At 75.4% G+C, this 22,155-nt stretch carries 19 protein-coding genes; 7 read left to right on the top strand and 12 right to left on the bottom strand.

The window, feature by feature from the left end:
- Nucleotides 1-52: 52 nt before the first annotated feature.
- Both FHN55_RS05615 and FHN55_RS05610 read right to left on the bottom strand, forming a co-directional pair.
- On the bottom strand, nucleotides 53-421 hold the full coding sequence (locus tag FHN55_RS05615) for a hypothetical protein (RefSeq protein WP_139711273.1): 369 nt from the start codon (nucleotides 419-421) through the stop codon (nucleotides 53-55).
- A gap of 82 nt (nucleotides 422-503) precedes the next feature.
- Nucleotides 504-2,681 carry a glycogen debranching N-terminal domain-containing protein gene (locus FHN55_RS05610; RefSeq protein WP_218974376.1) on the bottom strand — a complete coding sequence of 726 codons (2,178 nt, stop codon included), beginning with the start codon at nucleotides 2,679-2,681 and terminating at the stop codon, nucleotides 504-506.
- A gap of 168 nt (nucleotides 2,682-2,849) precedes the next feature.
- Between FHN55_RS05610 and FHN55_RS05605 the strand changes: the two genes are divergently transcribed.
- Genes FHN55_RS05605 through FHN55_RS05590 form a run of 4 tightly spaced genes read left to right on the top strand, consistent with a single transcriptional unit; the run spans nucleotide 2,850 to nucleotide 7,209 of the window.
- Nucleotides 2,850-3,890 (top strand): LacI family DNA-binding transcriptional regulator, encoded by a 1,041-nt coding sequence (locus FHN55_RS05605; RefSeq protein WP_139711271.1) that lies wholly within the window; start codon nucleotides 2,850-2,852, stop codon nucleotides 3,888-3,890.
- A gap of 53 nt (nucleotides 3,891-3,943) precedes the next feature.
- Complete coding sequence (locus FHN55_RS05600; protein WP_139711270.1) at nucleotides 3,944-5,245, top strand: extracellular solute-binding protein; 1,302 nt, start codon at nucleotides 3,944-3,946, stop codon at nucleotides 5,243-5,245.
- 3 nt (nucleotides 5,246-5,248) lie between these two features.
- Complete coding sequence (locus FHN55_RS05595; RefSeq protein ID WP_139711269.1) at nucleotides 5,249-6,313, top strand: carbohydrate ABC transporter permease; 1,065 nt, start codon at nucleotides 5,249-5,251, stop codon at nucleotides 6,311-6,313.
- Nucleotides 6,313-7,209 carry a carbohydrate ABC transporter permease gene (locus FHN55_RS05590; protein WP_139711268.1) on the top strand — a complete coding sequence of 299 codons (897 nt, stop codon included), beginning with the start codon at nucleotides 6,313-6,315 and terminating at the stop codon, nucleotides 7,207-7,209. The genes FHN55_RS05595 and FHN55_RS05590 overlap by 1 nt, the downstream gene beginning before the upstream one ends.
- 238 nt (nucleotides 7,210-7,447) lie before the next feature.
- On the opposite strand, the gene FHN55_RS05585 is transcribed toward FHN55_RS05590, so the two are convergent.
- The 4 genes from FHN55_RS05585 to FHN55_RS23585 form a co-directional block, all read right to left on the bottom strand.
- On the bottom strand, nucleotides 7,448-10,288 hold the full coding sequence (locus FHN55_RS05585; protein ID WP_139711267.1) for an aconitate hydratase: 2,841 nt from the start codon (nucleotides 10,286-10,288) through the stop codon (nucleotides 7,448-7,450).
- A gap of 150 nt (nucleotides 10,289-10,438) precedes the next feature.
- Nucleotides 10,439-11,236 carry an ABC transporter ATP-binding protein gene (locus FHN55_RS05580; protein ID WP_139711266.1) on the bottom strand — a complete coding sequence of 266 codons (798 nt, stop codon included), beginning with the start codon at nucleotides 11,234-11,236 and terminating at the stop codon, nucleotides 10,439-10,441.
- The gene (locus FHN55_RS05575; protein ID WP_306821788.1) at nucleotides 11,233-12,357 is read right to left on the bottom strand and encodes an iron chelate uptake ABC transporter family permease subunit; all 1,125 of its coding nucleotides are present in this window, start codon (nucleotides 12,355-12,357) and stop codon (nucleotides 11,233-11,235) included. The genes FHN55_RS05580 and FHN55_RS05575 overlap by 4 nt, the downstream gene beginning before the upstream one ends.
- Nucleotides 12,354-13,382 carry an iron ABC transporter permease gene (locus tag FHN55_RS23585; RefSeq protein ID WP_139711265.1) on the bottom strand — a complete coding sequence of 343 codons (1,029 nt, stop codon included), beginning with the start codon at nucleotides 13,380-13,382 and terminating at the stop codon, nucleotides 12,354-12,356. The genes FHN55_RS05575 and FHN55_RS23585 overlap by 4 nt, the downstream gene beginning before the upstream one ends.
- A 172-nt stretch (nucleotides 13,383-13,554) precedes the next feature.
- Here FHN55_RS23585 and FHN55_RS05565 point away from each other — a divergent pair, with 172 nt between their 5' ends.
- Nucleotides 13,555-14,604, top strand: a complete 1,050-nt coding sequence (locus FHN55_RS05565) for an iron-siderophore ABC transporter substrate-binding protein (RefSeq protein ID WP_139711264.1) — start codon at nucleotides 13,555-13,557, stop codon at nucleotides 14,602-14,604.
- Between the two features lie 39 nt (nucleotides 14,605-14,643).
- Here the strand turns inward: FHN55_RS05565 and FHN55_RS05560 are convergent, their stop codons facing one another.
- The gene (locus FHN55_RS05560) at nucleotides 14,644-16,017 is read right to left on the bottom strand and encodes a class I SAM-dependent RNA methyltransferase (protein ID WP_139711263.1); all 1,374 of its coding nucleotides are present in this window, start codon (nucleotides 16,015-16,017) and stop codon (nucleotides 14,644-14,646) included.
- Nucleotides 16,014-18,089 carry an APC family permease gene (locus FHN55_RS05555; RefSeq protein ID WP_139711262.1) on the bottom strand — a complete coding sequence of 692 codons (2,076 nt, stop codon included), beginning with the start codon at nucleotides 18,087-18,089 and terminating at the stop codon, nucleotides 16,014-16,016. The genes FHN55_RS05560 and FHN55_RS05555 overlap by 4 nt, the downstream gene beginning before the upstream one ends.
- A 59-nt stretch (nucleotides 18,090-18,148) precedes the next feature.
- On the opposite strand from FHN55_RS05555, the gene FHN55_RS05550 reads away from it, so the two are divergent.
- A complete protein-coding gene (locus FHN55_RS05550) occupies nucleotides 18,149-18,811 on the top strand; it encodes a TrkA family potassium uptake protein (protein ID WP_139711261.1) in 663 nt (220 codons plus the stop codon).
- A gap of 43 nt (nucleotides 18,812-18,854) precedes the next feature.
- Entirely contained in the window at nucleotides 18,855-19,547 is a 693-nt protein-coding gene (locus FHN55_RS05545) for a TrkA family potassium uptake protein (protein ID WP_139711260.1), read from the top strand.
- Here the strand turns inward: FHN55_RS05545 and FHN55_RS05540 are convergent.
- The 4 genes from FHN55_RS05540 to dut form a co-directional block, all read right to left on the bottom strand.
- Nucleotides 19,489-20,253: a DUF3159 domain-containing protein gene (locus FHN55_RS05540; RefSeq protein WP_257570720.1), complete on the bottom strand. Its 765-nt coding sequence runs from the start codon at nucleotides 20,251-20,253 to the stop codon at nucleotides 19,489-19,491. The genes FHN55_RS05545 and FHN55_RS05540 overlap by 59 nt on opposite strands.
- Before the next feature lie 19 nt (nucleotides 20,254-20,272).
- Entirely contained in the window at nucleotides 20,273-20,665 is a 393-nt protein-coding gene (locus FHN55_RS05535) for an OB-fold nucleic acid binding domain-containing protein (protein ID WP_139711259.1), read from the bottom strand.
- A gap of 111 nt (nucleotides 20,666-20,776) precedes the next feature.
- Complete coding sequence (locus FHN55_RS05530) at nucleotides 20,777-21,526, bottom strand: DUF3710 domain-containing protein (protein ID WP_139711258.1); 750 nt, start codon at nucleotides 21,524-21,526, stop codon at nucleotides 20,777-20,779.
- Nucleotides 21,523-22,026, bottom strand: coding sequence for a dUTP diphosphatase (dut, locus tag FHN55_RS05525; protein ID WP_257570723.1), 504 nt, complete (start codon nucleotides 22,024-22,026; stop codon nucleotides 21,523-21,525). Before dut ends, FHN55_RS05530 begins: the two co-directional genes overlap by 4 nt.
- Nucleotides 22,027-22,155 lie beyond the last annotated feature (129 nt).

Raw genomic sequence — 22,155 nt, 5'->3', positions numbered from 1 at the left:
CCGGCACGGCCGTGTGGGCGAGGTCACCCCGCCCGGCTCCTCGCGGCGCCGGTCACAGGCGCGGGGGCCGGCGGACCCCGCGCAGGGCCTCGGCCACCAGCGCCACGCCCCGCGAGGCCGCCGCCAGGCGCGCCTGCTCGGAGTCGAGCGCGTCCAGCGCCCGCTCCACCACGTCGACCCCCACCGCGCCGGCCAGGTCCGTGCGCAGCGTGGCCACGGCGCGCCGCTGGCCCTGGGCCTGCGCGGCGACGTGGTGGCCGGCGAGCACGGCCAGCACGAGCGGGTGGCGCACCAGCACGTCGTGGGCGCGGTAGTCGGGCGGGCAGAGGTCCAGCAGCCAGGCGCTGGCGGTGCGGGTGAAGCCCTCGGTGTCCGGCGGGTGGACCTCGCGGGGCCAGCCGGGGGGCACGTGCGCGCTCACGGGTGCATCACGAGGTGCAGTGCAGCACCGCCCACCGACACCCGCCCCTCCCCCGTCGTGGTCGTGGACGGGGAGGGGCGGGTCAGGGCGTGACGGTCAGCGCCTCCGCGCCCTCGCCCACGACGCTCACCGACCCGCCCTCCACGGCCACCTGCACCGGCGACCCGGCGACCCGCAGCCCGCCGACCCGCAGCGACCCGAACGGCGCCCCCGGCACCGGGGCCACGGACAGCCGTCCGGCGGGCACGTCGGGGTGCACGCCCAGGAGCGCGACGAGCACCGCCACGGCCGAGGCGGCCGACCACGCCTGCGGTCGGCACGACGCCGGGTAGGGCACCGGGGCCGGCACGGCGCCGGGGCCGGAGCGCGCCTCACCGCCGTGCAGCTCGGGCACCCGGTAGCCGAACGCCTCGGCCGCGTCCAGCAGCCCGGCGGAGAGCACCGCCACGGCCTCGTCGTGGCCGTCGCGGGCGGCACCGGTGATGGCGATGGCGGTGTCGTGGGTCCACACCGAGCCGCCGTGGTAGCTCAGCGGGGAGTACCCGGCCATGAGCGAGCTCATGGTGCGCAGGCCCCTGCCCTCGGCCAGGTCCGGCTGCACCAGCCGGCGCGCCACCAGGGCCGACTCCGCCGGGGAGAGCAGGCCCGTGCCCAGCAGGTGCCCCGGGTTGGAGGTCACCGAGTCGACGGCGGCGCCCTCGGCGTCCAGCGCGATCGCGACGTGGCGCCCGAGCGCGCCCTCTACCCAGAACCGCTCCCGGAAGCGCGCCGCCAGGTCGCCGGCCCAGGCGCGCCACTCCTCGCCCCCGGGCCGGCCGAAGGCGTCCAGGAGCGCCGCAGCGCCGAGCGCCGCCTCGTGGGCGTAGCCCTGCACCTCGCAGAGCGCGATCGGTCCGGCGGCCAGGCGGCCGTCGGACCACTGGACGGCGTCGCCGGAGTCCTTCCACCCCTGGTTGGCCAGGCCCGTGCCCGCCCCGGCCCCCGCGTAGCGCAGGAAGCCGTCGCCGCGGTCGGCGGCCCGGGCCATCCAGCCCAGCGCCGCCTCCAGGTGGCCCAGGAGCGGCTCGACCTGCTCGGCGGGGAGGCCCCAGCGCCAGGCGTCGTGCAGCAGGCACACCCAGAGCGAGGTCGCGTCGACCGTGCCGTAGTAGACCGGCGGCAGGAACGCGGTGCCGCCGGCCTGCTCGGCCTCGCTGGCGGCGCGTCGGACCTCGTGCAGGATCTTGCCCGGCTCCTCGCCGGTCTCGGCGTCGTCCCGGACGCCCTGCCGGGCGGCGAGCACGCGCAGCGTGGAGGCGGCCAGGTCGGTGCCCAGCGGCAGCAGCATCCGCGCCGCCCACAGCGAGTCGCGTCCGAACAGGGTGAAGTACCAGGGCGCGCCGGCCGCCATGAAGACGTCGTCGCCCATCGGGCCCGCAGCGCCCCCCGTGGTGCGCATGCGCAGCGCCTCGAGGTCCTCCAGCGACCGGGCGACCCACCGCGCGAGCCGCTGGTCGCCGCTGGCCACGGCCAGCTGGTCGGCCCAGCCGGCACGGGGCGCCGCGGCCACCACGGCGCCGTCGTCGCGCGCGTCCACGCGCCAGCTCGCGGTCCACCGCTCCCCCGGCGCCAGCTCCACGCGCCAGGTGAGCTCGGTGACGGCCTCGCGGACGACGACGCCGGCGCCGGGGGCCGTCACGCGCGCCCTCACGCCGTCGCGCTCCCAGGCCACGCCGGCGTCGTCGTGCTCGGGGGCCACGGGGGGCGCGCTGCGCCCGCCCTTGACGACGTCCATGGCCACGAGGTCCGCGGCGAGGTGCACGGTCACCTCGGTGGTCACCGGGGTGCGCGCGGAGCTGGCGAGCACCAGCTCCTCGACCAGCCCGTCCGGGGTGACCCGTCGGTGCTGCTCCAGGCGCACCGTGGGGTCGGGGGCGTCGTCGCCGAGGTGGCGGGCCACCGAGACCACCAGCTGGCCGTCGGCGCCGTCCGGCGAGGCCAGCACGGGCGTCGGCGCGGAGCCGCCGACGGTCGCCACCAGCGCGGACAGCACGCGCACGTCTCCGCACCACAGGCCCTGCGCGCCCGCTGGCGCCGGCCCGCCCGAGCTCACGGCACCCACGGCTCCGCTCGGCCCGCACCACAGCTGCACCGGCGGCGCGAGGGCCGCCACGAGGTCGTGCAGCCAGGGCTGCAGCAGGCGCGGCGCCCCCGCTGCACCCGCCGCGGGAGCGGCGGCCGCGGGCTGGGCCTCGAGCAGGGGGGTGGTGCTGGAGCTCACCGTCGGACTCCTTCGCGTCGGCGGGAGGGGGATCGTCGAGTTGACATCCCTCGAGGTCGACACGACAGTACTCAGCATCGGTTTGAACGATCAAACGGAGCGGCGACGAGGCCGCCGCAGCCCTCCCCAGGCGCTGCGCACGCCTCTCGCCGACGAGAGGAGGGGCCTGTGACCAGCGCAGACGAGCGCGCCACCCTGGTCAGCGTCGCGCGCGCAGCCGGCGTCTCCCGCCAGACCGTGAGCAACGCCCTGCACGCCCCCGCCAAGGTGGCGCCGGAGACCCTCGAGCGCGTCCTGGCCGCCGTGGAGGAGCTCGGCTACCGCCCGTCGCTGGCGGCGCGGCAGCTGCGCACCAACCGCTCCCGCACCCTCGGGCTGCGCCTGGAGCACTGGGGCGGCGGCATCAGCGGCTCCGTGCTCGACAGGTTCCTGCACGCCCTGGTGGACGAGGCGCAGGGCCGCGGGTACCGGGTGGTGCTGTTCACCGCCGACGACGACGCCGGCGAGGTCGCCCGCTACGACGAGCTGCTCTCCACCGGCCAGATCGACGGGTTCGTGCTCACGAGCACCCACCACGGCGACCAGCGCACCGCGTGGCTGCTCGAGCGCGGCGTCCCCTTCGCCACCTTCGGCCGCCCCTGGCCCACCCCCGGCTCGGGCGAGCCCGTGCGCACCGACCACTGCTGGGTGGACGTCGACGGCGCCGCCGGCACGCGCGCGGCCACCGAGCACCTGCTCGCCGCCGGCCACGCGGTCCCCGCCTACCTCGGCTGGCCCGACGGGTCCGGGACCGGTGAGGACCGACGCCGCGGGTGGGCGCAGGGGCTCACCGACGCCGGGGTGGACCCCGCCGGCGCCGTGGAGCTGCAGGTCCCCGACTCCACCGCCGCCGCGTTCGAGGCGGTCGCCAGCGCGCTGACCGACGGCGGCGGCGCGGCCCCGACGGCCCTCGTGTGCGCCAGCGACTCCCTCGCCCTGGGCGCCCGGGGCGCCGCCGCCCGCCTGGGGCGGCCGCTGGAGGTCGTCGGCTTCGACGACACCCCCGTCGCCCACGCCATCGGCGTCTCCAGCGTGGCCCAGCCCCTGGCCGAGGCCGCCACCCTCGCCGTCGACCTGCTCCTCGCCCAGGTCGAGGCCGGTCCCGGCGGACCGCCCCCCGCGCGCCAGCACCTGCTGGCCCCTCGGCTGGTGCTGCGCACCAGCCCCTGACCGTCCCGCCCCGAAGCCCTCCCCCCGCCGAAGAAGACGACGAAGGAGATCCCATGTCCGACAGCACGCCCACCAGCACCTCGCGCTCGGAGCGCTCCGGTCGGCGCTCCCGCCGGCCGCTGGCCACCGCCGCGGTCGTGGCCGCCGGCGTCCTGGTGCTGTCCGCCTGCGGCGGCAGCGGCTTCGACGACTCCGGCTCGCAGGGCTCCTCGGGGGGTGAGAGCGGCGGCGGACAGCTGCAGGTGCTCATCGGCTCCTCCGGCCAGGCCGAGACCACCGCCGTCACCGACGCCGTCGCCGCCTGGAGCCAGGAGTCCGGCACGCCCGCGCGGGTCAGCGCCGCCTCCGACCTCGCGCAGGAGCTCAGCCAGGGCTTCGCCGCCAAGACCCCGCCGGACGTCTTCTACGTCTCCTCCGACCTGTTCAACTCCTACGCCGCCAGCGGCGCGCTGGAGCCCTACGGCGACCAGCTCGGCAACGCCGACGACTTCTACCCGGTGCTCAAGGAGGCCTTCACGCGCGACGGGCAGCTGTACTGCGCCCCCAAGGACTTCTCCACCCTCGCGCTGGTCATCAACACCGACCTGTGGTCCCGGGCCGGGCTGACCGACGCCGACGTGCCCACCACGTGGGACCAGCTGAAGACCGTGGCGCAGCGGCTCACCGGGAACGGGGTCGTGGGCCTGTCCACCTCGGCGGAGTACTCCCGGCTGGGGGCGTTCATGGCCGAGGCCGGCGGCGGGCTCGTCACGGACGGGAAGGCCACCGCCGACAGCCAGCAGAACGTCGAGGCGCTGCAGTACGTGCAGTCGCTCATGGCCGACGGGTCCTACAGGTTCGCCGCGGACCTCGGCGCGGGCTGGGGCGGGGAGGCGTTCGGCACCGGCAAGGCCGCCATGACCATCGAGGGCAACTGGCTCGTGGGCTCCATGGCCAGCGACTACCCGGACGTGGAGTACACGGTGGTCGAGCTGCCCGCCGGCCCGGCCGGCAAGGGCACCCTGACGTTCACCAACTGCTGGGGGGTGGCCGCCGACTCCCAGAACAAGGAGGCCGCCGTCGAGCTCGTCGAGGACCTCACCTCCTCCGAGCAGCAGCTGTCCTTCGCCAAGGCCTTCGGCGTGATGCCGTCGCTGCAGAGCGCGGCGCAGCCGTTCTCCCAGGAGTTCCCGGCGCAGGCCGCCTTCCTCGCCGGCGCCGACTACGCCACCGCCGTGCCGAACCAGGAGGGCGTCTCCGACGTCATCACCGACCTGAACTCCCAGCTCGAGGGCCTGGCGAACGGTGACCCGCAGGCGATCCTGCAGCGCACCCAGACCAACCTCGAGACCGCGCTGAAGAGCGCGGGGAGCTGACCCGTGGCCGCCCTCACCACGCAGAGCGCGGCCACCACCCCCACGCCCCCGCGGCGGCGCGCCGGCCTGGCGCGCCGCCGGGAGGCCGGGGCGGGGTGGCTGTTCACCGCCCCCGCGCTCGCCCTCGTGCTGCTGTTCGTCGCGCTGCCCGTGCTCATGGCGCTGTGGGTGTCCATCACCGACTGGCGCGGGCGCGGCAGCCCGTTCGAGGCCGGCGTCCCCGTGGTCGGCCTGCAGAACTACACCGACCTGCTGGCGGGCGGCGGCCTGCCCACGCAGGACCTGGGCACGGCCCTGCGGAACAACCTCTGGTACGTGCTGCTCGTCGTCCCGACCCAGACCGTGGTGGCGCTCCTGCTGGCCACCGCGGTGAACGACAAGCTGCTGCGCGGCCGCGGGTTCTTCCGCACCGCGTTCTACTTCCCGTCGGTGACCAGCTCGGTGGCCATCACCGTGGTCTTCCTGTTCCTGTTCGGAGCCTCCGGCGCCGTGAACCAGGTGCTCGCCTGGCTGGGGATCAACGGGCCCAACTGGTTCGCCGACCCCGACGGCGTCCTGCACCTGCTCCTGGGGGTGGTGGGGGTGGACTCCGCGCCGGCAGCGCTGGCCGACCACGGCCTGCTCGGCGTCTCCTGGTGGGACTGGCTGGCCGGGCCCAGCGTGGCGATGAGCGCGCTGGTCGTCCTGGCGATCTTCACGACGTCGGGGACGTTCATGCTCCTCTTCCTCGCGGCCCTGCAGAACATCGCCGGGGAGGTCTCCGAGGCGGCGACCATGGACGGCGCCAACGCCTGGCAGAAGTTCGTCCACGTGACGGTCCCGATGCTGCGGCCGACCCTGTTCACGGTGCTGACGCTCGGCCTGGTGGGCACCTGGCAGGTCTTCGACCAGATCTACACCGGCACGCAGGGCGGACCCGCCAAGACCACCATCACGCCGGCCTACCTCAGCTACACGTCGTCCTTCGTCAACCAGCAGTGGGGGCAGGGCGCGGCCATCGCGTTCATCCTCTTCGTGATCATCATCGTGCTGACGCTCGTGCAGCGCGCCGTGCTGAGGGAGCGCTGATGGGCACCACCACCGCCGAGCGGTCCACCACCGCCGCCCCCGCTCCGCAGCCGGCCGCCCGGGCCAGGAAGCGCTTCCGGTGGACGACGGCCACGTCGTACACCGTCCTGTCCGTGCTGGCGCTGGTGTACGTGCTGCCGTTCCTCGTGCAGCTGGCCAACAGCTTCAAGACCGACGCGGCGGCCACGGCGGACCCGCTCGGCCTGCTCCCCGTCCCGCCGACCTCCAGCGCGTACGTGCAGCTCTTCCAGGGGCTGCCGTTCGGGCTGGCGGCCACCAACAGCGTCATCGTCGCGCTGTCGGTGACCGCGGGCCGGGTCTTCTTCAGCTCGCTGGCGGGCTACGCCCTCGCGCGGCTGCGCTTCCGCGGGTCGTCCCTGGTGATGGCGCTGTTCCTGGCGGTCATCGCGGTGCCGCCGGTGGTGCTGCTGATCCCGAAGTTCCTCGTGCTCAACCAGCTCGGGATCTACAACTCCTACGCCGCGCTGATCATCCCGCTGATGGCCGACGCCGCCGGCGTCTTCATCATGCGGAACTTCTTCGCCTCGATCCCCGCCAGCGTGGAGGAGGCCGCCAAGCTCGACGGCGCCGGTGCGTTCCGCACCTTCTGGTCGGTGGTGCTGCCGATGGCCCGTCCGGCGGTCATCACCATCACGATCCTCAGCTTCCAGGCGTCCTGGAACGAGCTGAGCCACTTCATCGTGGCCACCAACTCCCCCGACCTCATCACGCTCACCAAGCTGGTGGCGCAGCTGGCGTCGGGCGGGCAGGGCCAGTCGAACCAGTACCCGCTGAAGCTGGCGGCCGCGCTGCTCATGACCATCCCCGTGGCCGTGCTCTTCTTCGTCTTCCAGAAGAAGATCATGGCCAGCGCCGAAGGCGCCGTGAAGGAGTAGCCCCCAGCTCCTCCACGGGCGCGCGAGGGGGCCCGACCGGCGACCCGCCGGACGGGCCCCCTCGTCGTCGTCCTCGACACCCCGCCCACCCTCCGCGCCACGTCCCACCCCGCAGAGCGGTCGTCGTGACACTGCAGGGTGGCCGGAGCCCCTGATCACGGCCGGAACGGCGACGAGGCCGGCCCGGCGCCCCCCGTGGAGGGCGTCCGGACCGGCCTCGTCAGACCAGCGCTGCTGGTCAGGCGCTCAGCAGGCTCCGCAGCACGTACTGCAGGATGCCGCCGTTGCGGTAGTAGTCCGCCTCACCGGGGGTGTCGATGCGCAGCCGCGCGTCGAACTCGACGACGGTGCCGTCCTCCTTCGTGGCCTTCACCGCCAGCGTGCGCGGCGTCGTCCCGGAGTTGAGCTCGGTGACCCCGGCGATGTCGAAGGTCTCCGTGCCGTCCAGGCCCAGGGAGTCCGCGGACTCGCCCTCGGGGAACTGCAGCGGCAGCACGCCCATCCCGATGAGGTTGGAGCGGTGGATGCGCTCGAAGCTCTCGGTGATGACGGCCTTGACGCCGAGCAGCGTGGTGCCCTTGGCGGCCCAGTCGCGCGAGGAGCCCGAGCCGTACTCCTTGCCACCGAGGACCACCAGGGGGATGCCGGCGGCGGCGTAGTGCTGCGCGGCGTCGTAGATCGTCTCCTGCGGGCCGCCGTCCACGGTGAAGTCGCGGGTGAAGCCCCCGGCGACGTCGTCGAGGAGCTGGTTGCGCAGGCGGATGTTGGCGAACGTGCCGCGGATCATCACCTCGTGGTTGCCGCGGCGGGAGCCGTAGGAGTTGAAGTCCTTGCGCTCCACGCCGTGCTCGGCGAGGTAGCGGCCCGCGGGGCTGTCGGCCTTGATGGAGCCGGCCGGGCTGATGTGGTCGGTGGTGACCGAGTCGCCCAGCTTGGCCAGCACGCGCGCGCCGGAGATGTCCGACACCGGCGACGGCTCGGACTGCATGCCCTCGAAGTACGGGGGCTTGCGCACGTAGGTCGACTCGCCGTCCCAGCTGAAGACGTCGCCGTCGGGCGTGGGCAGCGACTGCCAGCGCTCGTCACCGGCGAAGACGTCGGCGTAGTCCTTGGCGAACATCTCCTGCGTGATGGAGGTGCCCACCACCTCGGCCACCTCGGCCGCTGACGGCCAGATGTCCTCGAGGAAGACCTGCTGGCCGTCCGAGCCGGTGCCGATCGGGTCCGTCTGCGGGTCCCAGTCCATGGTGCCGGCCAGCGCGTAGGCGATGACCAGCGGCGGGGACGCCAGGTAGTTCAGCTGGACGTCGGGGTTGATGCGGCCCTCGAAGTTGCGGTTGCCGGACAGCACCGCGGCGACGGCCAGGCCGCCCTCCTGCACGCCGGCGGAGATCTCCTCCGGCAGCGGGCCGGAGTTGCCGATGCAGGTGGTGCAGCCGTAGCCCACCAGGTGGTAGCCGAGCTTCTCGAGGTACGGCGTGAGGCCGGCGCGCTCGTAGTAGTCGGTGACGACCTTGGAGCCGGGGGCCAAGGAGGTCTTCACCCAGGGGCGGACCGACAGGCCCTTCTCCACGGCGTTGCGGGCCAGCAGGCCCGCGCCCACCATGACGAACGGGTTGGAGGTGTTGGTGCACGAGGTGATCGCGGCGATCACCACGTGGCCGTGGTCGAGGTCGAAGCTCGACCCTCCGCCCACGCTGACGGGCACCTTCTTGGACGGACGGCCCGCCGGGGTGGGCAGGTCCCCACCGGAGTGGACGGGCGCCGCGCCGTTCCCGCCGGAGCCCGTGGGGGCGTCGGAGGCGGGGAAGGTCTCCTCGAGGGCCTCGTCCTGGGAGGACCCCGCGGTGGCGTCCACCGGGTCGGCGTCGAGGTCGTCGCCCACGTACGTCGGCAGCACCTTGCGGAACGCCGCCTTGGAGGCGGACAGCTCGATGCGGTCCTGCGGGCGCTTCGGGCCGGCGATCGACGGGACGACCGTGGACAGGTCGAGCTCGAGCTTCTCGGAGAAGCGCGGCTCGGCGGCCGGGTCGTGCCAGAGGCCCTGCTCCTTGCAGTACGCCTCGACCAGCGCGACCTGCTCGTCCGAGCGGCCGGTGAGGCGCAGGTAGTCGAGCGTGATGTCGTCGACCGGGAAGATCGCGCAGGTGGAGCCGAACTCCGGGCTCATGTTGCCGATGGTGGCGCGGTTGGCCAGCGGCACCGCGCCGACGCCCTCGCCGTAGAACTCGACGAACTTGCCGACCACGCCGTGCTTGCGCAGCTGCTCGGTGATGGTCAGGACGACGTCGGTGGCGGTCGCGCCGGCCGGGATCTCACCGGTGAGCTTGAAGCCCACCACGCGCGGGATGAGCATCGAGACGGGCTGGCCGAGCATCGCGGCCTCGGCCTCGATGCCGCCGACGCCCCAGCCCAGCACGCCCAGGCCGTTGACCATCGTGGTGTGGGAGTCGGTGCCGACGCAGGTGTCGGGGTAGACGACCCCGCCGCGGTCGTAGACCACGCGCGCCAGGTGCTCGATGTTGACCTGGTGGACGATGCCGGTGCCCGGCGGGACGACCTTGAAGTCGTCGAAGGCGCCCTGGCCCCAGCGCAGGAACTGGTAGCGCTCGCCGTTGCGCTCGTACTCGATCTCGACGTTGCGCTCGAAGGCGTCCTGGCGGCCGAAGACGTCGACGATGACGGAGTGGTCGATGACCAGCTCGGCCGGGGCCAGCGGGTTGACCTTGGCGGGGTCGCCGCCGAGCTCGGCGACGGCCTCGCGCATGGTGGCGAGGTCGACGATGCAGGGGACGCCGGTGAAGTCCTGCATCACCACGCGGGCGGGGGTGAACTGGATCTCGGTGTCCGGCTCGGCGCTCGGGTCCCACCCGGCGAGCGCGCGGACGTGGTCGGCGGTGGTGTTGGCGCCGTCCTCGGTGCGCAGGAGGTTCTCCAGCAGCACCTTGAGGCTGAAGGGCAGGTCGGCGGCGCCCTCCACCGCGGAGAGGCGGTAGAGCTCGTAGCTCTTGGAGCCGACCTGCAGCTCGCCCCTCGCTCCGAAGCTGTCGACGCTGGTGCTCTTGCTTCCCGAGGCCATGCCCGTCCTCCCGCTCGACCCGATCTCCGGTGACCGCAGACCATCCTCGCCCACGCCCGGTGTGCGTTCGTCATCGGGCACGGCTGACTGAAGTACCTTGAGCTCAAGATACCTCGTCGGGTCAACGGCCTGCGGCCGCTGGAGCCGTCCTCAGCGCGAGCGGCGGTCCTCCCGCCCCCGCGGCAGCACCAGCGGGGTGCCGGTCACGGGATCGGGGACGACGACGCACGCCAGCCCGTAGACGTCCTCCACGAGCTCCGCCGTGAGCACCTCGGCGGGCGGGCCGGCCGCCACCACGTCGCCGTCCTTCATCACCACGAGGTGGGTGGCGTACCGGGCGGCGTGGCCGAGGTCGTGGAGCACGGCGACCACGGTCGTGCCGTCGTCGTGGAGGTCGGCGAACAGGTCGAGCAGCTCCACCTGGTGGGCGATGTCGAGGAACGTCGTGGGCTCGTCGAGCAGCAGCAGCGGCGTGCCCTGCGCCAGGGCCACCGCCACCCACACCCGCTGGCGCTGGCCCCCGGAGAGCTCCTCGACCAGCCGGTCGCGCAGCTCCTCCACCCCGGTGGCGACCATCGCGTCGGCGACCGCCACCTCGTCGGCGGCCGACCACTGCCGCACCAGCCCCTGGTGCGGGTAGCGGCCGCGGGACACGAGGTCGCCCACGGTGATGCCCTCGGGCGCGGTGGCGGACTGCGGCAGCAGGCCGATACGCCGGGCGGCCTCCTTGGGCCGGTAGGACGCCAGCGCCCGCCCGTCCAGCAGCACCGTCCCGCCCTGGGGGCGCAGGAGCCGGGAGAACGCCCGCAGCAGTGTCGACTTGCCGCACGCGTTCGGCCCCACCACGGCGGTGAAGGAGCCGTCGGGCACGGCGAGGGAGAGGTCGTCGGCCACGGCCCGCCCGTCGTACCCCAGGCGCAGGTGCTGCGCCTCCAGCCGGGAGCTCACGCCGTCCTCCTCCCCCGGCCCGGGCGGGCCAGCAGCAGCACCAGCAGGTACACCCCGCCGCCCACCACGGTGACGACGCCCACCGGCACCCCGGAGAGGAACCGCTGGGCCACCTGGTCGGCCGAGAGCAGCAGCAGCGCCCCGACCAGCGCCGAGCCGACGAGCGGCAGCCCCGCGCCGCGCAGCACCAGCCGCGCGACCTGCGGGGCGGCGAGCGCCACGAACGCGATCGGCCCCGTGCTGGCCGTGACCACCGAGACCAGGGCCACCCCGACGACGACGAGGGCCAGCCGCGCCCGCTCCACCGGGACGCCGTGGGCGCTGGCGGCGTCGTCGCCGAGCTCCAGCTGGCGCAGCGCCGCCGAGAGCAGGGCCAGCAGCGGCAGCAGGGCGGCGAGCGCCGCGAGCGCCCACCGCAGGTCGCCCCAGCCCACCAGCGACAGCGACCCGGCGCCCCAGACGGCGCCGGCCATGGCCACCTCCGTCTGCGCGCGCAGCAGCAGGTAGGTGTTGACGGCGTGCAGCACGGCCGTCGCGGCGATGCCGACGACCACCAGCCGGTACCCCTGCACCGACCCGCGCACGCGGGCGAGCGCGTACACGGCGGCGGCCGTGAGCATCCCGCCCACCAGCGCGCCGGCCGTGGTGGAGGCGCCGCCCCCGGTGGACCCGGTGGCCGACCCGGTGGTGGCCGAGAAGGCCGCGCTCGCTCCCCCGCTCAGGACGGTCAGGGAGAGCAGGGCGCCGGTGTAGGCGCCGGTGGAGAAGCCGATGACGTCCGGTGAGCCGAGCGGGTTGCGCGTGAGCGACTGGAAGACCGCCCCCGAGGCACCCAGCGCGGCGCCGAACGCGAGCGCCGCCAGCACGCGCGGCAGGCGCCACTCGAGCACGACCGTGCGCTCGAAGCCCGCCCCCGGGTCGAGCACCGCGGCGACGACCTGGGACGGCGACAGCGGGTAGTCCCCCGTGCCCAGGGCCACCAGGGCCAGCGCCAGGAGGGCGGCGGCCACGACCAGCCCCACCAGCAGCGGCCTGCGGTGCACCCGGGTTCCCAGCACGGGCAGGCGTCCGCCGCGCAGGCCGCCGCGCAGACCGCCGCGCAGCCGGACGGTCGCGCTCACGGTGCGGGCACCCGCTGGCGGCGCACCAGCGCGACGAGGACGGGGGCGCCCAGCGCCGCGGTCACGACGCCCGCCGGCAGCTCTCCGGGACGCAGGACGACGCGTCCGACGACGTCGGCGAGCAGCAGGAGCACCGGCGCGGCGACGGCGCAGCACGCCACCAGCCAGCGCTGGTCGGGACCGACGGCCCACCTCACGACGTGCGGCACCACGAGCCCCACGAAGGCGATCGGGCCGGCCGCCGCGGTGGCGCCGCCCGCGAGCAGCGCCACGGCTCCCACGGCCGCGGCGCGGACCAGCCAGACCCGGGCGCCGAGGGCCTGGGCGAGGTCGTCACCGAGCGCCACGGCGTTCAGGGCCGGCGTGAGGGCCAGGGCCACCACCAGACCGGCCGCCAGCAGCGGCCACACCGCGGCGAGCCCGGCCCAGCCCCGGTCGGCGAGGTTCCCGCTCTCCCACACCACCAGGGCGGAGAAGGCCTGCGGGTCGGACAGGCGCAGCGCCGAGGTCAGGCCGGCGAGCACAGCACCGAGCGCGAGACCGGCGAGCAGCAGCTGCACCGGTGAGCCGCGCCCGCCGCCGCCCGCCGCCGAGGCACCGACCAGCTGCACCAGCACCGAGGCGAGCAGCGCGCCCAGCAGCGCCGCCCAGACCCCGCCGCCGGTGGCCGAGGCGCCCAGCACGCCGACCGCCACCGCGGCGGCGAAGGAGGCGCCCGCGGTGACGCCGAGGATCCCCGGGTCGGCCAGGGGGTTGCGCGTCACGGCCTGCACCAGCGCGCCGGAGACGCCCAGGGCGGCACCGGCCGCCAGCCCGAGCGCCGTGCGGGGCAGCCGCTGGTCGACGACGACGCCGGCGTCCGAGCCCGCGGGCGCGCTCCCCCCGCCCAGCGCCGACGCGAGCGCGTCGACGACGGCGCCGAGGGGGACCTGGCGGGACCCGACGGCCAGGCTGAGCCAGACGGCCACGAGCAGGGTGGCGGCCAGCACGAGCAGCGCTGCTCGGCGCCGACGTGCCCTGGTCATGCCGTCCTCACAGCCGTGAGGTTAGCCTGTCCTCACTCTGCGATCACCGGGAGATCACGGCGTCGCTGGTCGACGTCCGCGCCCTCGCGGCCCGCACCCCGACGGCCACGGTGCCACGGCTCCCCGCCGCCCGCAGCCGCCCGCAGCCCCACCCGAGCCTCCTGGAGACCCCGTGCGCCGCCGCGACCTGCTCGCCCTCGTCCCCGCCACCGCGATCGCCGCGGCGCTGGCCGCGTGCTCCTCCGGTGGCACCGCCTCCGACGGCGCGTCCGGCGCCGCGCCCTCGAGCGCGGCGAGCGGCTCCGGCGGCGCTGCCGGCGGGGCCTTCCCCGCCACCGTGCAGACCAAGTTCGGCGCCGTGACCATCGAGTCCGCACCCCAGCGCGTGGTCGCGCTGGGGTGGGGGGACGCCGAGACCGCGCTGGCCCTGGGCGTGCAGCCGGTCGGCGCCTCGGACTGGCTGGCCTTCGGCGGCGAGGGCGTCGGCCCGTGGGCCGCGGGCCTCTACACGACCGCTCCGACCATCATCGAGACCCTCGAGCCGTCCTACGAGGCCATCGCCGCACTGCGGCCGGACCTCATCCTCGACACCAAGAGCTCCGGCGACCAGGCCCGCTACGAGCGCCTCTCGCAGATCGCCCCGACCGTCGGCGTGCCCACCGGCGGCGACAGCTACCTCACCACCACCCGCCAGCAGATGGAGCTCGTCTCCACCGCGCTCGGCAAGCAGGCCGAGGGCCAGCAGCTGCTCGAGGGGCTGCGCGCGGGCTTCGAGCAGGCCGCCGCCGACCACCCGCAGTGGAAGGGCCGCACCGCCACGGTGGCCACCAAGACCTCCAACGGGTGGGGCGCCTACGTCGCCGCGCCGGGTGGCGACGGCTCGGACCCCCTGGGCGGCCGGGTGGAGTTCATGGAGGCCCTCGGGTTCCAGCAGAACCCGAAGATCGCCGCCCTGCCCGCCAACAGCGGCGGCTTCAGCGTGGACGTCTCGACGGAGCAGCTGGACCTGCTCGACGCCGACGTCGTCGTCGCGTTCCCGATCTTCATCCCCACCACCGACATCACCGGGGACGCCGCCTGGAACGCGCTGCCCGCGGTGACCGCCGAGCACGCCCTCGTCATCGACGGCGACACGAGCTCGGCGTTCTCCCTCGGCACCACGCTGGCCACGCAGTACGCCCTGGAGCAGCTGGTGCCGCAGCTGGAGACCGTCTCCCCGTGACCCCCGGCCGGCGGGCGCCGCATCGGCGCCCGCCGGCCGTCAGGCGCGCACGAGGCGCGCGACGGCCTCCACGTGGTGGGTCTGCGGGAACAGGTCGAAGGCGCGCAGCCCGTCGAGGCGGTAGCCCAGCTCGGCGAGGACGGCGACGTCGCGGGCCAGGGCAGCCGGGTCGCACGCCACGTGCACCACGGTGCGGGGGGCCAGCGAGGCCACCCGCTCGAGCACGCCGCGGCGGGCGCCCACGCGCGGCGGGTCGAGCACCACGACGTCGACGTGCTCGTCGTCGGCGGCCATCGCGCCCAGCGCGCGGTCCACCCGGCCGGGCAGCACGCGCACCTGGGGCAGGTCGCGCAGGTTGCGGCGCGCGTCGGCGACGGCGCGCGCGTCCCCCTCCACGCTGACCACGCGGCCGTCCTCGCCGACCTCCTCGGCCAGCGCGGCGGTGAGCAGGCCCGCGCCGGCGTACAGGTCGGCGACGGCCTCGCCGGGCGCCAGCCCGGCGAAGCGCACGACGGCGCCCGCGAGCGCCGCGGCGGCCCCGGGGTGCACCTGCCAGAAGCCGGAGCCCGTGACGCGGAAGCTGCGCGGGCCGCGGGGCAGCTCGACCTCCTGGGCCACCCAGGTGCGGCCGCGCACGCGCGCCAGGCCCTCGTCGCCCACCACCGCCAGGGACGACGGCGCGGGCGGGTTCGGCAGGCGCAGCCGGCGGCCCTGCCCGTCGCCGGTGCGGCGCGGGGTCACCACGAGCAGGCGGTCCTCGCCGGTCTGCGGGGCCACCACCTCGACGCCCTCGGCACCGGGCCACGTCACCGCGCGGGGGTCGACCTCGGCGGCGCGCGGGGCGGCGATCCGGCAGTCGTCGACCTCCACCACGCGGTGGGAGCGGTGCTCGCGCAGCCCCAGGCGACCGCCGGGCCCGACGGCGTACTGCACGCGGGTGCGCCAGCGCAGCCCCGCCTCGACGTCCACGCCGTCGCCGTCGACGGCCTCGACCACCAGCCCGCCGTCGCCGGTCACGGGGGCGAGGGCGGCGGCGTCGAGGCCCGCGAGGCGCTCCAGCTGCTCGGCGAGCACGGCCGCCTTGAGGGCGCGCTGGGCGGGCAGCGCGGCGTGCTGCCAGTCGCAGCCGCCGCACAGGCCCGGCCCGGCCCACGGGCACGGCGGGGTGACGCGGTCCGGGGACAGGCGCAGCACGGCCACGGCGTCGGCGCGCCAGTAGCTGTCGCGGGGCGCGCCCTCGGTGACCCGCGCCACCACGCGCTCCCCGGGCAGGGCGTGCCGCACGAAGAGGACCCGGCCCTCGTGGCGGGCCACGCAGTGGCCGCCGTGGGCGACGGGGCCGACCTCGACCTCCACCTCCAGGCCGACGGGCGAGCCCTGCTCGCCGGCCTGCTGCGCCGGCTGGCTGCTCATCGCGGGCTCCTCTCAGTGGACGGCGGAGCCGACGGTGCTGACGGGGACGAGGACGGCGGCGCGGGGCGGGCCAGGCCCCCCTGGCGGACCGAGCCGGCGGCGGGCCCCTCCCAGCGGTCCTCGGCGCCCGCTGAGGAGCTGAGCTGGAACGGCACGCTCGCCACCACCACGCCGGGGGTGAACAGCAGGCGGCCCTTCAGGCGCAGCGCCGTCTGGTTGTGGAGCACCTGCTCCCACCAGTGGCCCACCACGTACTCGGGGATGTAGACCACCACGAGGTCGCGCGGCGACTCGCGCCGCAGGTCCCGCACGTACTGGACGATCGGGCGGGTGATCTCGCGGTAGGGCGACTCCAGCGCCTTGAGGGGCACCGGGAGGTCGAGCGCGTCCCACTGGCGCTGCAGGACGGCGGTGTCCTCCGGCTCGACGTCCACCGTGAGCGCCTCCAGCACCGAGGGCCGCGAGACCCGCGCGTACGCCAGCGCCCGCAGCGTGGGGCGGTGGACCTTGGAGACGAGCACGATGGCGTGCACCTTGGACGGGAGCACCTTGGCCGCCGGGGAGGCGTCGATGGCCAGCTCCTCGGCCACCCGGTCGTAGTGCTTGCGGATGGCCCGCATGATCACGAAGAGCACCGCCATGCCCAGCAGCGTGATCCAGGCGCCGCGCGTGAACTTGGTGATGAGCACGATGACCAGCACGGAGCCCGTCATGGCCACGCCGACGGTGTTGATGATCCGCGAGCGCACCATGCGGGCGCGCTCGCGCGGGTCGGTCTCGGTGGCCAGCAGGCGGGTCCAGTGCTTGACCATGCCGGTCTGGCTCATGGTGAAGGAGATGAACACGCCCACCACGTAGAGCTGGATGAGCTTGGTGACCTGGGCGTCGAAGGAGATGATCAGCACGATGGCCACGCCCGCCAGGGCGATGATCCCGTTGCTGAAGGCCAGCCGGTCGCCGCGGGTGTGCAGCTGGCGCGGCAGGAAGCCGTCCCGGGCCAGGATCGAGGCGAGCACCGGGAACCCGTTGAAGGCGGTGTTGGCGGCCAGCACGAGGATGACGCCGGTGGCGGTGGTGACCAGGTAGAACGCCGGGGCGAAGCCGGAGAACACCGCCTGGGCGATCTGGCCGATCACGGGGTCCTGGACGTAGGAGTCGCCCACCGGCTGGCCGTCGCGGATGAGCTGGATGGCCGGGTCCTCGGCGAACTGCACGCCGGTGGCGCGGGCCAGCAGGATGATGCTGAAGAGCATGACGATGCTGATGCCCCCGAGCAGCGCGAGCGTGGTGGCCGCGTTCTGGCTCTTGGGCTTGCGGAACGCCGGCACGCCGTTGCTGATGGCCTCCACGCCGGTGAGGGCCGCGCAGCCGGAGGAGAAGGCCCGCGCGAGCAGCAGCGCACCGCCCAGACCGGTCAGGCCGGCCTCGTAGCCCGGCTCGGCGATGAGGCCCAGCCCCGCGCTCTCGGCCGGGGGCAGGTCACCGAGCACGTAGCGGGTGCCGCCCACCAGCGCCATGGCGCCGATGGCCCCCATGAACACGTAGGTGGGGATGGCGAAGGCGGAGCCCGACTCGCGCACGCCGCGCAGGTTGAGCGTGGTGAGGACGACCACCACGGCCACCGCCAGCAGCACCTCGTGGCCGTTGAGGAACGGCAGCGCCGCCGCGGCGTACTGGGCCCCCGAGGAGACCGAGACGGCCACCGTGAGGGTGTAGTCGCACAGCAGCGCCGCGCCCACCGTCACGCCGCCGGTGCGCCCGAGGTTGGTGGTGACCACCTCGTAGTCGCCGCCGCCGGAGGGGTAGGCGTGCACGTTCTGGCGGTAGGACGACACCACCACCACGAGCACGACGACGACGACGAGCGCGATCCAGGGCGAGAGCAGGTACGCGCTCGCGCCGGCGATGGCGAGGGTCAGCAGGATCTCGTCGGGGGCGTAGGCCACCGAGCTCAGGGCGTCGGAGGCGAACACCGGCAGCGCGATGCGCTTGGGCAGCAGCGTCTCGCTGAGCTTGTCGCTGCGGACCGGTCTGCCGACGAGCAGCCGCTTCACCGCGTCCGTGATGGGCACGAGCGTCGATGGTAGGCCGGGAGGGGCCGCCCCCGTGCCGGCGCGCTAGGTTCGACCTCGTGCGCGTGGTCATCATGGGGTGCGGACGGGTCGGCTCGGCGCTGGCCCTGCGCCTGGACGCCCTGGACCACCAGGTCACCGTGGTCGACCAGAACCCCGACGCCTTCCGCCGCCTCGGCGCCTTCGACGGCGAGCGCGTGACGGGCGTCGGCTTCGACCGGGACACCCTCGTCGAGGCCGGGATCGAGACCGCCGACGCCTTCGCCGCCGTCAGCAGCGGTGACAACTCGAACATCCTCGCCGCGCGCGTGGCGCGGGAGACCTTCGGCGTCACCAACGTGGTCGCCCGCATCTACGACCCCGGGCGCGCCGAGGTCTACGAGCGCCTGGGCATCCCCACCGTCGCCACCGTGCCGTGGGCGGCCGACCAGGTGCTGCGGCGCATCCTCCCGCAGGGCGCCGCGAGCCAGTTCACGGACACCACCGGAACGCTGTCGCTGGCCCAGGTGCAGGTGCACCCCGGGTGGGTGGGCACGCGCCTGACCTCGCTGGAGGCCCGCGTCGGCGCGCGCGTGGCGTTCCTGGTGCGCCTCGGGCGGGCGCTGCTGCCGGGCCCCGACACGGTCCACCAGGACGGTGACCAGGTGCACCTGCTGGCCCGCGCGGACGACCTCGCGGGCGTGGAGCGCGCCCTGGCCCGGCCGCCCGCGGTCGAGGAGTGAGCGTCGTGGTCAGGCTGTCCGGGGTCGGGCTGAGGGGGACGTCGTGCGGGTCGTGATCGCCGGGGCGGGCAACGTGGGGCGCTCGATCGCCCGCGAGCTGCTGGGCAACGGGCACCAGGTGCTGCTCATCGACAGGGACCCCCGCGCGATGAAGATGCAGTCGGTGCCCGAGGCCGACTGGCTCCTCGCGGACTCCTGCGAGACCTCCAGCCTGTCCGAGGCCGCGCTCGACACCGCCGACGTCGTGGTCGCCGCGACCGCCGACGACAAGGCCAACCTCGTCACGAGCCTGCTCGCCAAGACCGAGTACGGCGTGCCGCGCACGGTGGCGCGCGTCAACAACCCCAAGAACGAGTGGATGTTCGACGAGGCGTGGGGCGTGGACGTGGCGGTCTCCACGCCGCGCCTCATGACGGCGCTGGTCGAGGAGGCCGTCTCCATCGGCGACCTGGTGAGGATGTTCACCTTCCAGCAGGGCGGCGCCGCCATGGTCGAGCTGACGCTGCCCGCGGCGTCACCGCTGTCGGGCACGCGCGTCGGTGACGTGGAGTGGCCGCCGGACACCGTGCTCGTGGGCATCATCCGCGCCGGGCGCCCCATCGCGCCCTCCCCCGACGACGCCCTCGAGGGCCGCGACCAGCTGCTCCTGCTGACCGTGCAGGACAGCGAGGAAGCCCTCAAGGACCTGCTGGCGCCCCCGGCGTCGGACCCGCGGGACGGTCAGCAGGGCCGCTGACACCGCCGTCGGCGGCCGGGGCCGCGTCCGAGGCGGTGGAGCCGGGGGCGCCGGCGCGGCGCAGCGCCAGCCAGGTGACCCACGCGGCGGCGGCGAACAGCGGCAGCCCCATGGCCAGGCGCGCCACACCGAGCGCGGTCACCGCCCCCGCCAGGTAGAGCGGGGTCTGCACGGCGAGCCGCAGCACGAAGAGCCCCACCCACATCCAGGTCAGCCGCCGGTGCAGGCGCAGCTGCGCCCGGTCGCGCCGCCAGGCGCCGCTGCCGGGCCCGCCCCCCCGGGCCGCCGCGACGAGCAGGCCGGTCACCGGCAGCGGGCCGCCGGGCAGCGGGCCCGCCTTCGGCAGGGGCAGGGTCGAGACGGCCAGCACCACCGCGTACACGGCGTTGAGCAGCAGCCCCCACCAGTAGAAGTCGACGGCGTCCCCGGTGCGCCACGCGGTGAGCGCGCAGACCCCGACGCCCACGGCCCCGGCCAGCGCCTGCTGCAGCGGCTGGCGGGCCACGAGGCGGGCCAGCGCCGCCAGCGCGGCCACGCCCAGGGCCAGTCCCCCGGCCCACACCAGCGACCGGGTCGCTGTGATGACGATCACGAAGACGAGACCCGGCAGCACCGCCTCAGCGGCGCCGCGGGGTCCTCCGACGGCCTCGGCGAGCGAGAACCGCTCGCTGGAGGCGGCCCGCCCGACGCCGGACTGCAGGCTCACCGGTGCCCTCCCCGCCGGGTCAGGACGCGGCGGTGGCGGGCACGAGCTCGTACCGGGGGTTGTACAGGGTCTTGCGGCCGTCGTCGCACCCCACGAAGCCCTCCACGCGCACCGCAGCGCCCGGGACGATGCCGGGGATCTCGCGCCGGCCGAGCCAGATGACCGTGAGCGTCCCGGTGCCGTCGAACAGCTCCGCGACCAGCGCCGGTACCCCGGCGCGGGGCCGCAGGGTGACGGTGCGCAGGGTGCCGGACACGCTGGCGCGCCGCCGCCCCGACAGCGAGGCGCACGGGGTGCCGCCCATGGCGGCGGAGGCCTTCTGAGCGTCCTCGGCGATCAGCTGCTCGTTGCCCGCCGTCAGCCGCGACAGCGCGCGCAGGAGCGGGTGGCGAGGGGACTTCACGGTGCCCATGGCGACGAGCGTAGGCGCTCCGCAGGAGTGCTGCGGGCGAGTCCGGCAGCCCGCTGCGCCGGACGAGCGCGCCGCGGGAGGCGGCGTCGCCCGGCCGGGCGCCGGCCGCCGCTACGCCTCGCCCTGGGCGGGCTGCTCCTGCTGCTCCTGCTGCTGCGCGGCCTGCGGGCCGGCGCCGGGCGGTGCCTGCGGCAGGCGCAGCGGCAGGAGGTCCCGGGGGGCCATGGCCTCGCTGCCGCGCACCACGACGGCGCCTCGCAGCAGCGCCTCCAGGGGGGCGGCGGCCTCGGCGTCCACGGCGGCCGGCCCCGACAGCACCGCCCGGAGGAACCAGCGGGGACCGTCGACGCCCACGAAGCGCGCCGGGGAGGCGACCACGCGGCCGTCGGGCAGGCGCGTGGGCACCTGCGCCACCAGCTCGGTGCCGTACGGGCCGGGCACCTCCTGGGAGACGCCCCCGGAGCCGGCCAGCGACGCGGCGATCTCGTCGCGGACCTCGCCCCAGATGCCCTGGGTGCGGGGTGCCGCGAAGGCCTGCAGCTGCGCGGTGGACCCCGCCAGCGCCACGGTGGCGGCCACGACGCGCCGGGTGCCGTCCTCGACCTCAAGCCGCAGCTCCATGCCGGGGACGCCGGGCAGTCGGAGCGCGCCGAGGTCCACGCGCGGCAGCTCGTCGGCGACCTCGGTGACGTCGAAGGGGCCCTGCGGCCGCGGGGACAGGCCGCGGGGCGCTGCGGAGGGCGCGCTCGCGGGCACCTCACCGGGTCCCTCGGGCGCTGCCCCGGTGTCCTCCGCGCCCTCGGCGGTGGTGGCCTCGGCGGCCTCGTCGTCGCGCGCGGAGCGGCGCCGGAAGATGCTCACAGCACGTCCCCCGTGGTCGTCGTGGTGCTCGTGGTCGGGCTGGTGGTGGAGCTGGTGGTCGGGCTGGTGGGGCCCCAGCCCCCCGTGGAGCCGTGCCCGCCGGTGCCCCGGTCGGTGGGCTCGAGGTCCTCGACCGGGACGAAGCGGGCCCTGGCCACGCGCTGCAGCACCAGCTGGGCGATCCGGTCCCCCCGGCGGACCTGGAACGGGTGGTCGGCGTCGGTGTTGACGAGGGTCACGCGGACCTCGCCGCGGTACCCGGCGTCCACGGTGCCCGGCCCGTTGAGGGTGGTCACGCCGTGGCGGGCCGCCAGGCCCGAGCGGGGGTGGACGAAGGCCGCCCAGCCCTCCGGCACGGCCACCGCCACGCCCGTGGGCAGCGTCGCGCGCCCCCCGGGGGCGATGACGGCGTCCACCGCGGAGCGCAGGTCCGCCCCCGCGTCGCCGGGGTGGGCGTAGGACGGGTCGGGGAGGTCGTCGGTGAGGCGCTGCAGCGGCACCTCGAGCTCCTCGACGCCTCCACCGGCGGCGACGACCGCGACGCCGGCGGGGTCGTCCTCGAGCCCGGCCCCTGCTTCGAGCACGCCTGTCACGGGCCGAGCGTAGGCGGCGGCGGGACGTGCGAGGCT

This window comes from Streptomyces sp. NP160 (genome assembly GCF_006335115.1).
Lineage (GTDB): Bacteria > Actinomycetota > Actinomycetes > Actinomycetales > Quadrisphaeraceae > Quadrisphaera.
The sequence above is the reverse complement of the archived record's forward strand: the minus strand, read 5'-3'. Positions and strand labels throughout refer to the sequence as shown.

Bases quoted from the DNA above. Each gene is read 5' to 3' on its own strand.
- FHN55_RS05585 (WP_139711267.1), bottom strand. From the start codon at position 10,288: ATGGCCTCGGGAAGCAAGAGCACCAGCGTCGACAGCTTCGGAGCGAGG.
- FHN55_RS05560 (WP_139711263.1), bottom strand. From the start codon at position 16,017: ATGAGCAGCCAGCCGGCGCAGCAGGCCGGCGAGCAGGGCTCGCCCGTC.
- FHN55_RS23585 (WP_139711265.1), bottom strand. From the start codon at position 13,382: ATGACCAGGGCACGTCGGCGCCGAGCAGCGCTGCTCGTGCTGGCCGCC.
- FHN55_RS05535 (WP_139711259.1), bottom strand. From the start codon at position 20,665: ATGGGCACCGTGAAGTCCCCTCGCCACCCGCTCCTGCGCGCGCTGTCG.
- FHN55_RS05600 (WP_139711270.1), top strand. From the start codon at position 3,944: ATGTCCGACAGCACGCCCACCAGCACCTCGCGCTCGGAGCGCTCCGGT.
- FHN55_RS05590 (WP_139711268.1), top strand. From the start codon at position 6,313: ATGGGCACCACCACCGCCGAGCGGTCCACCACCGCCGCCCCCGCTCCG.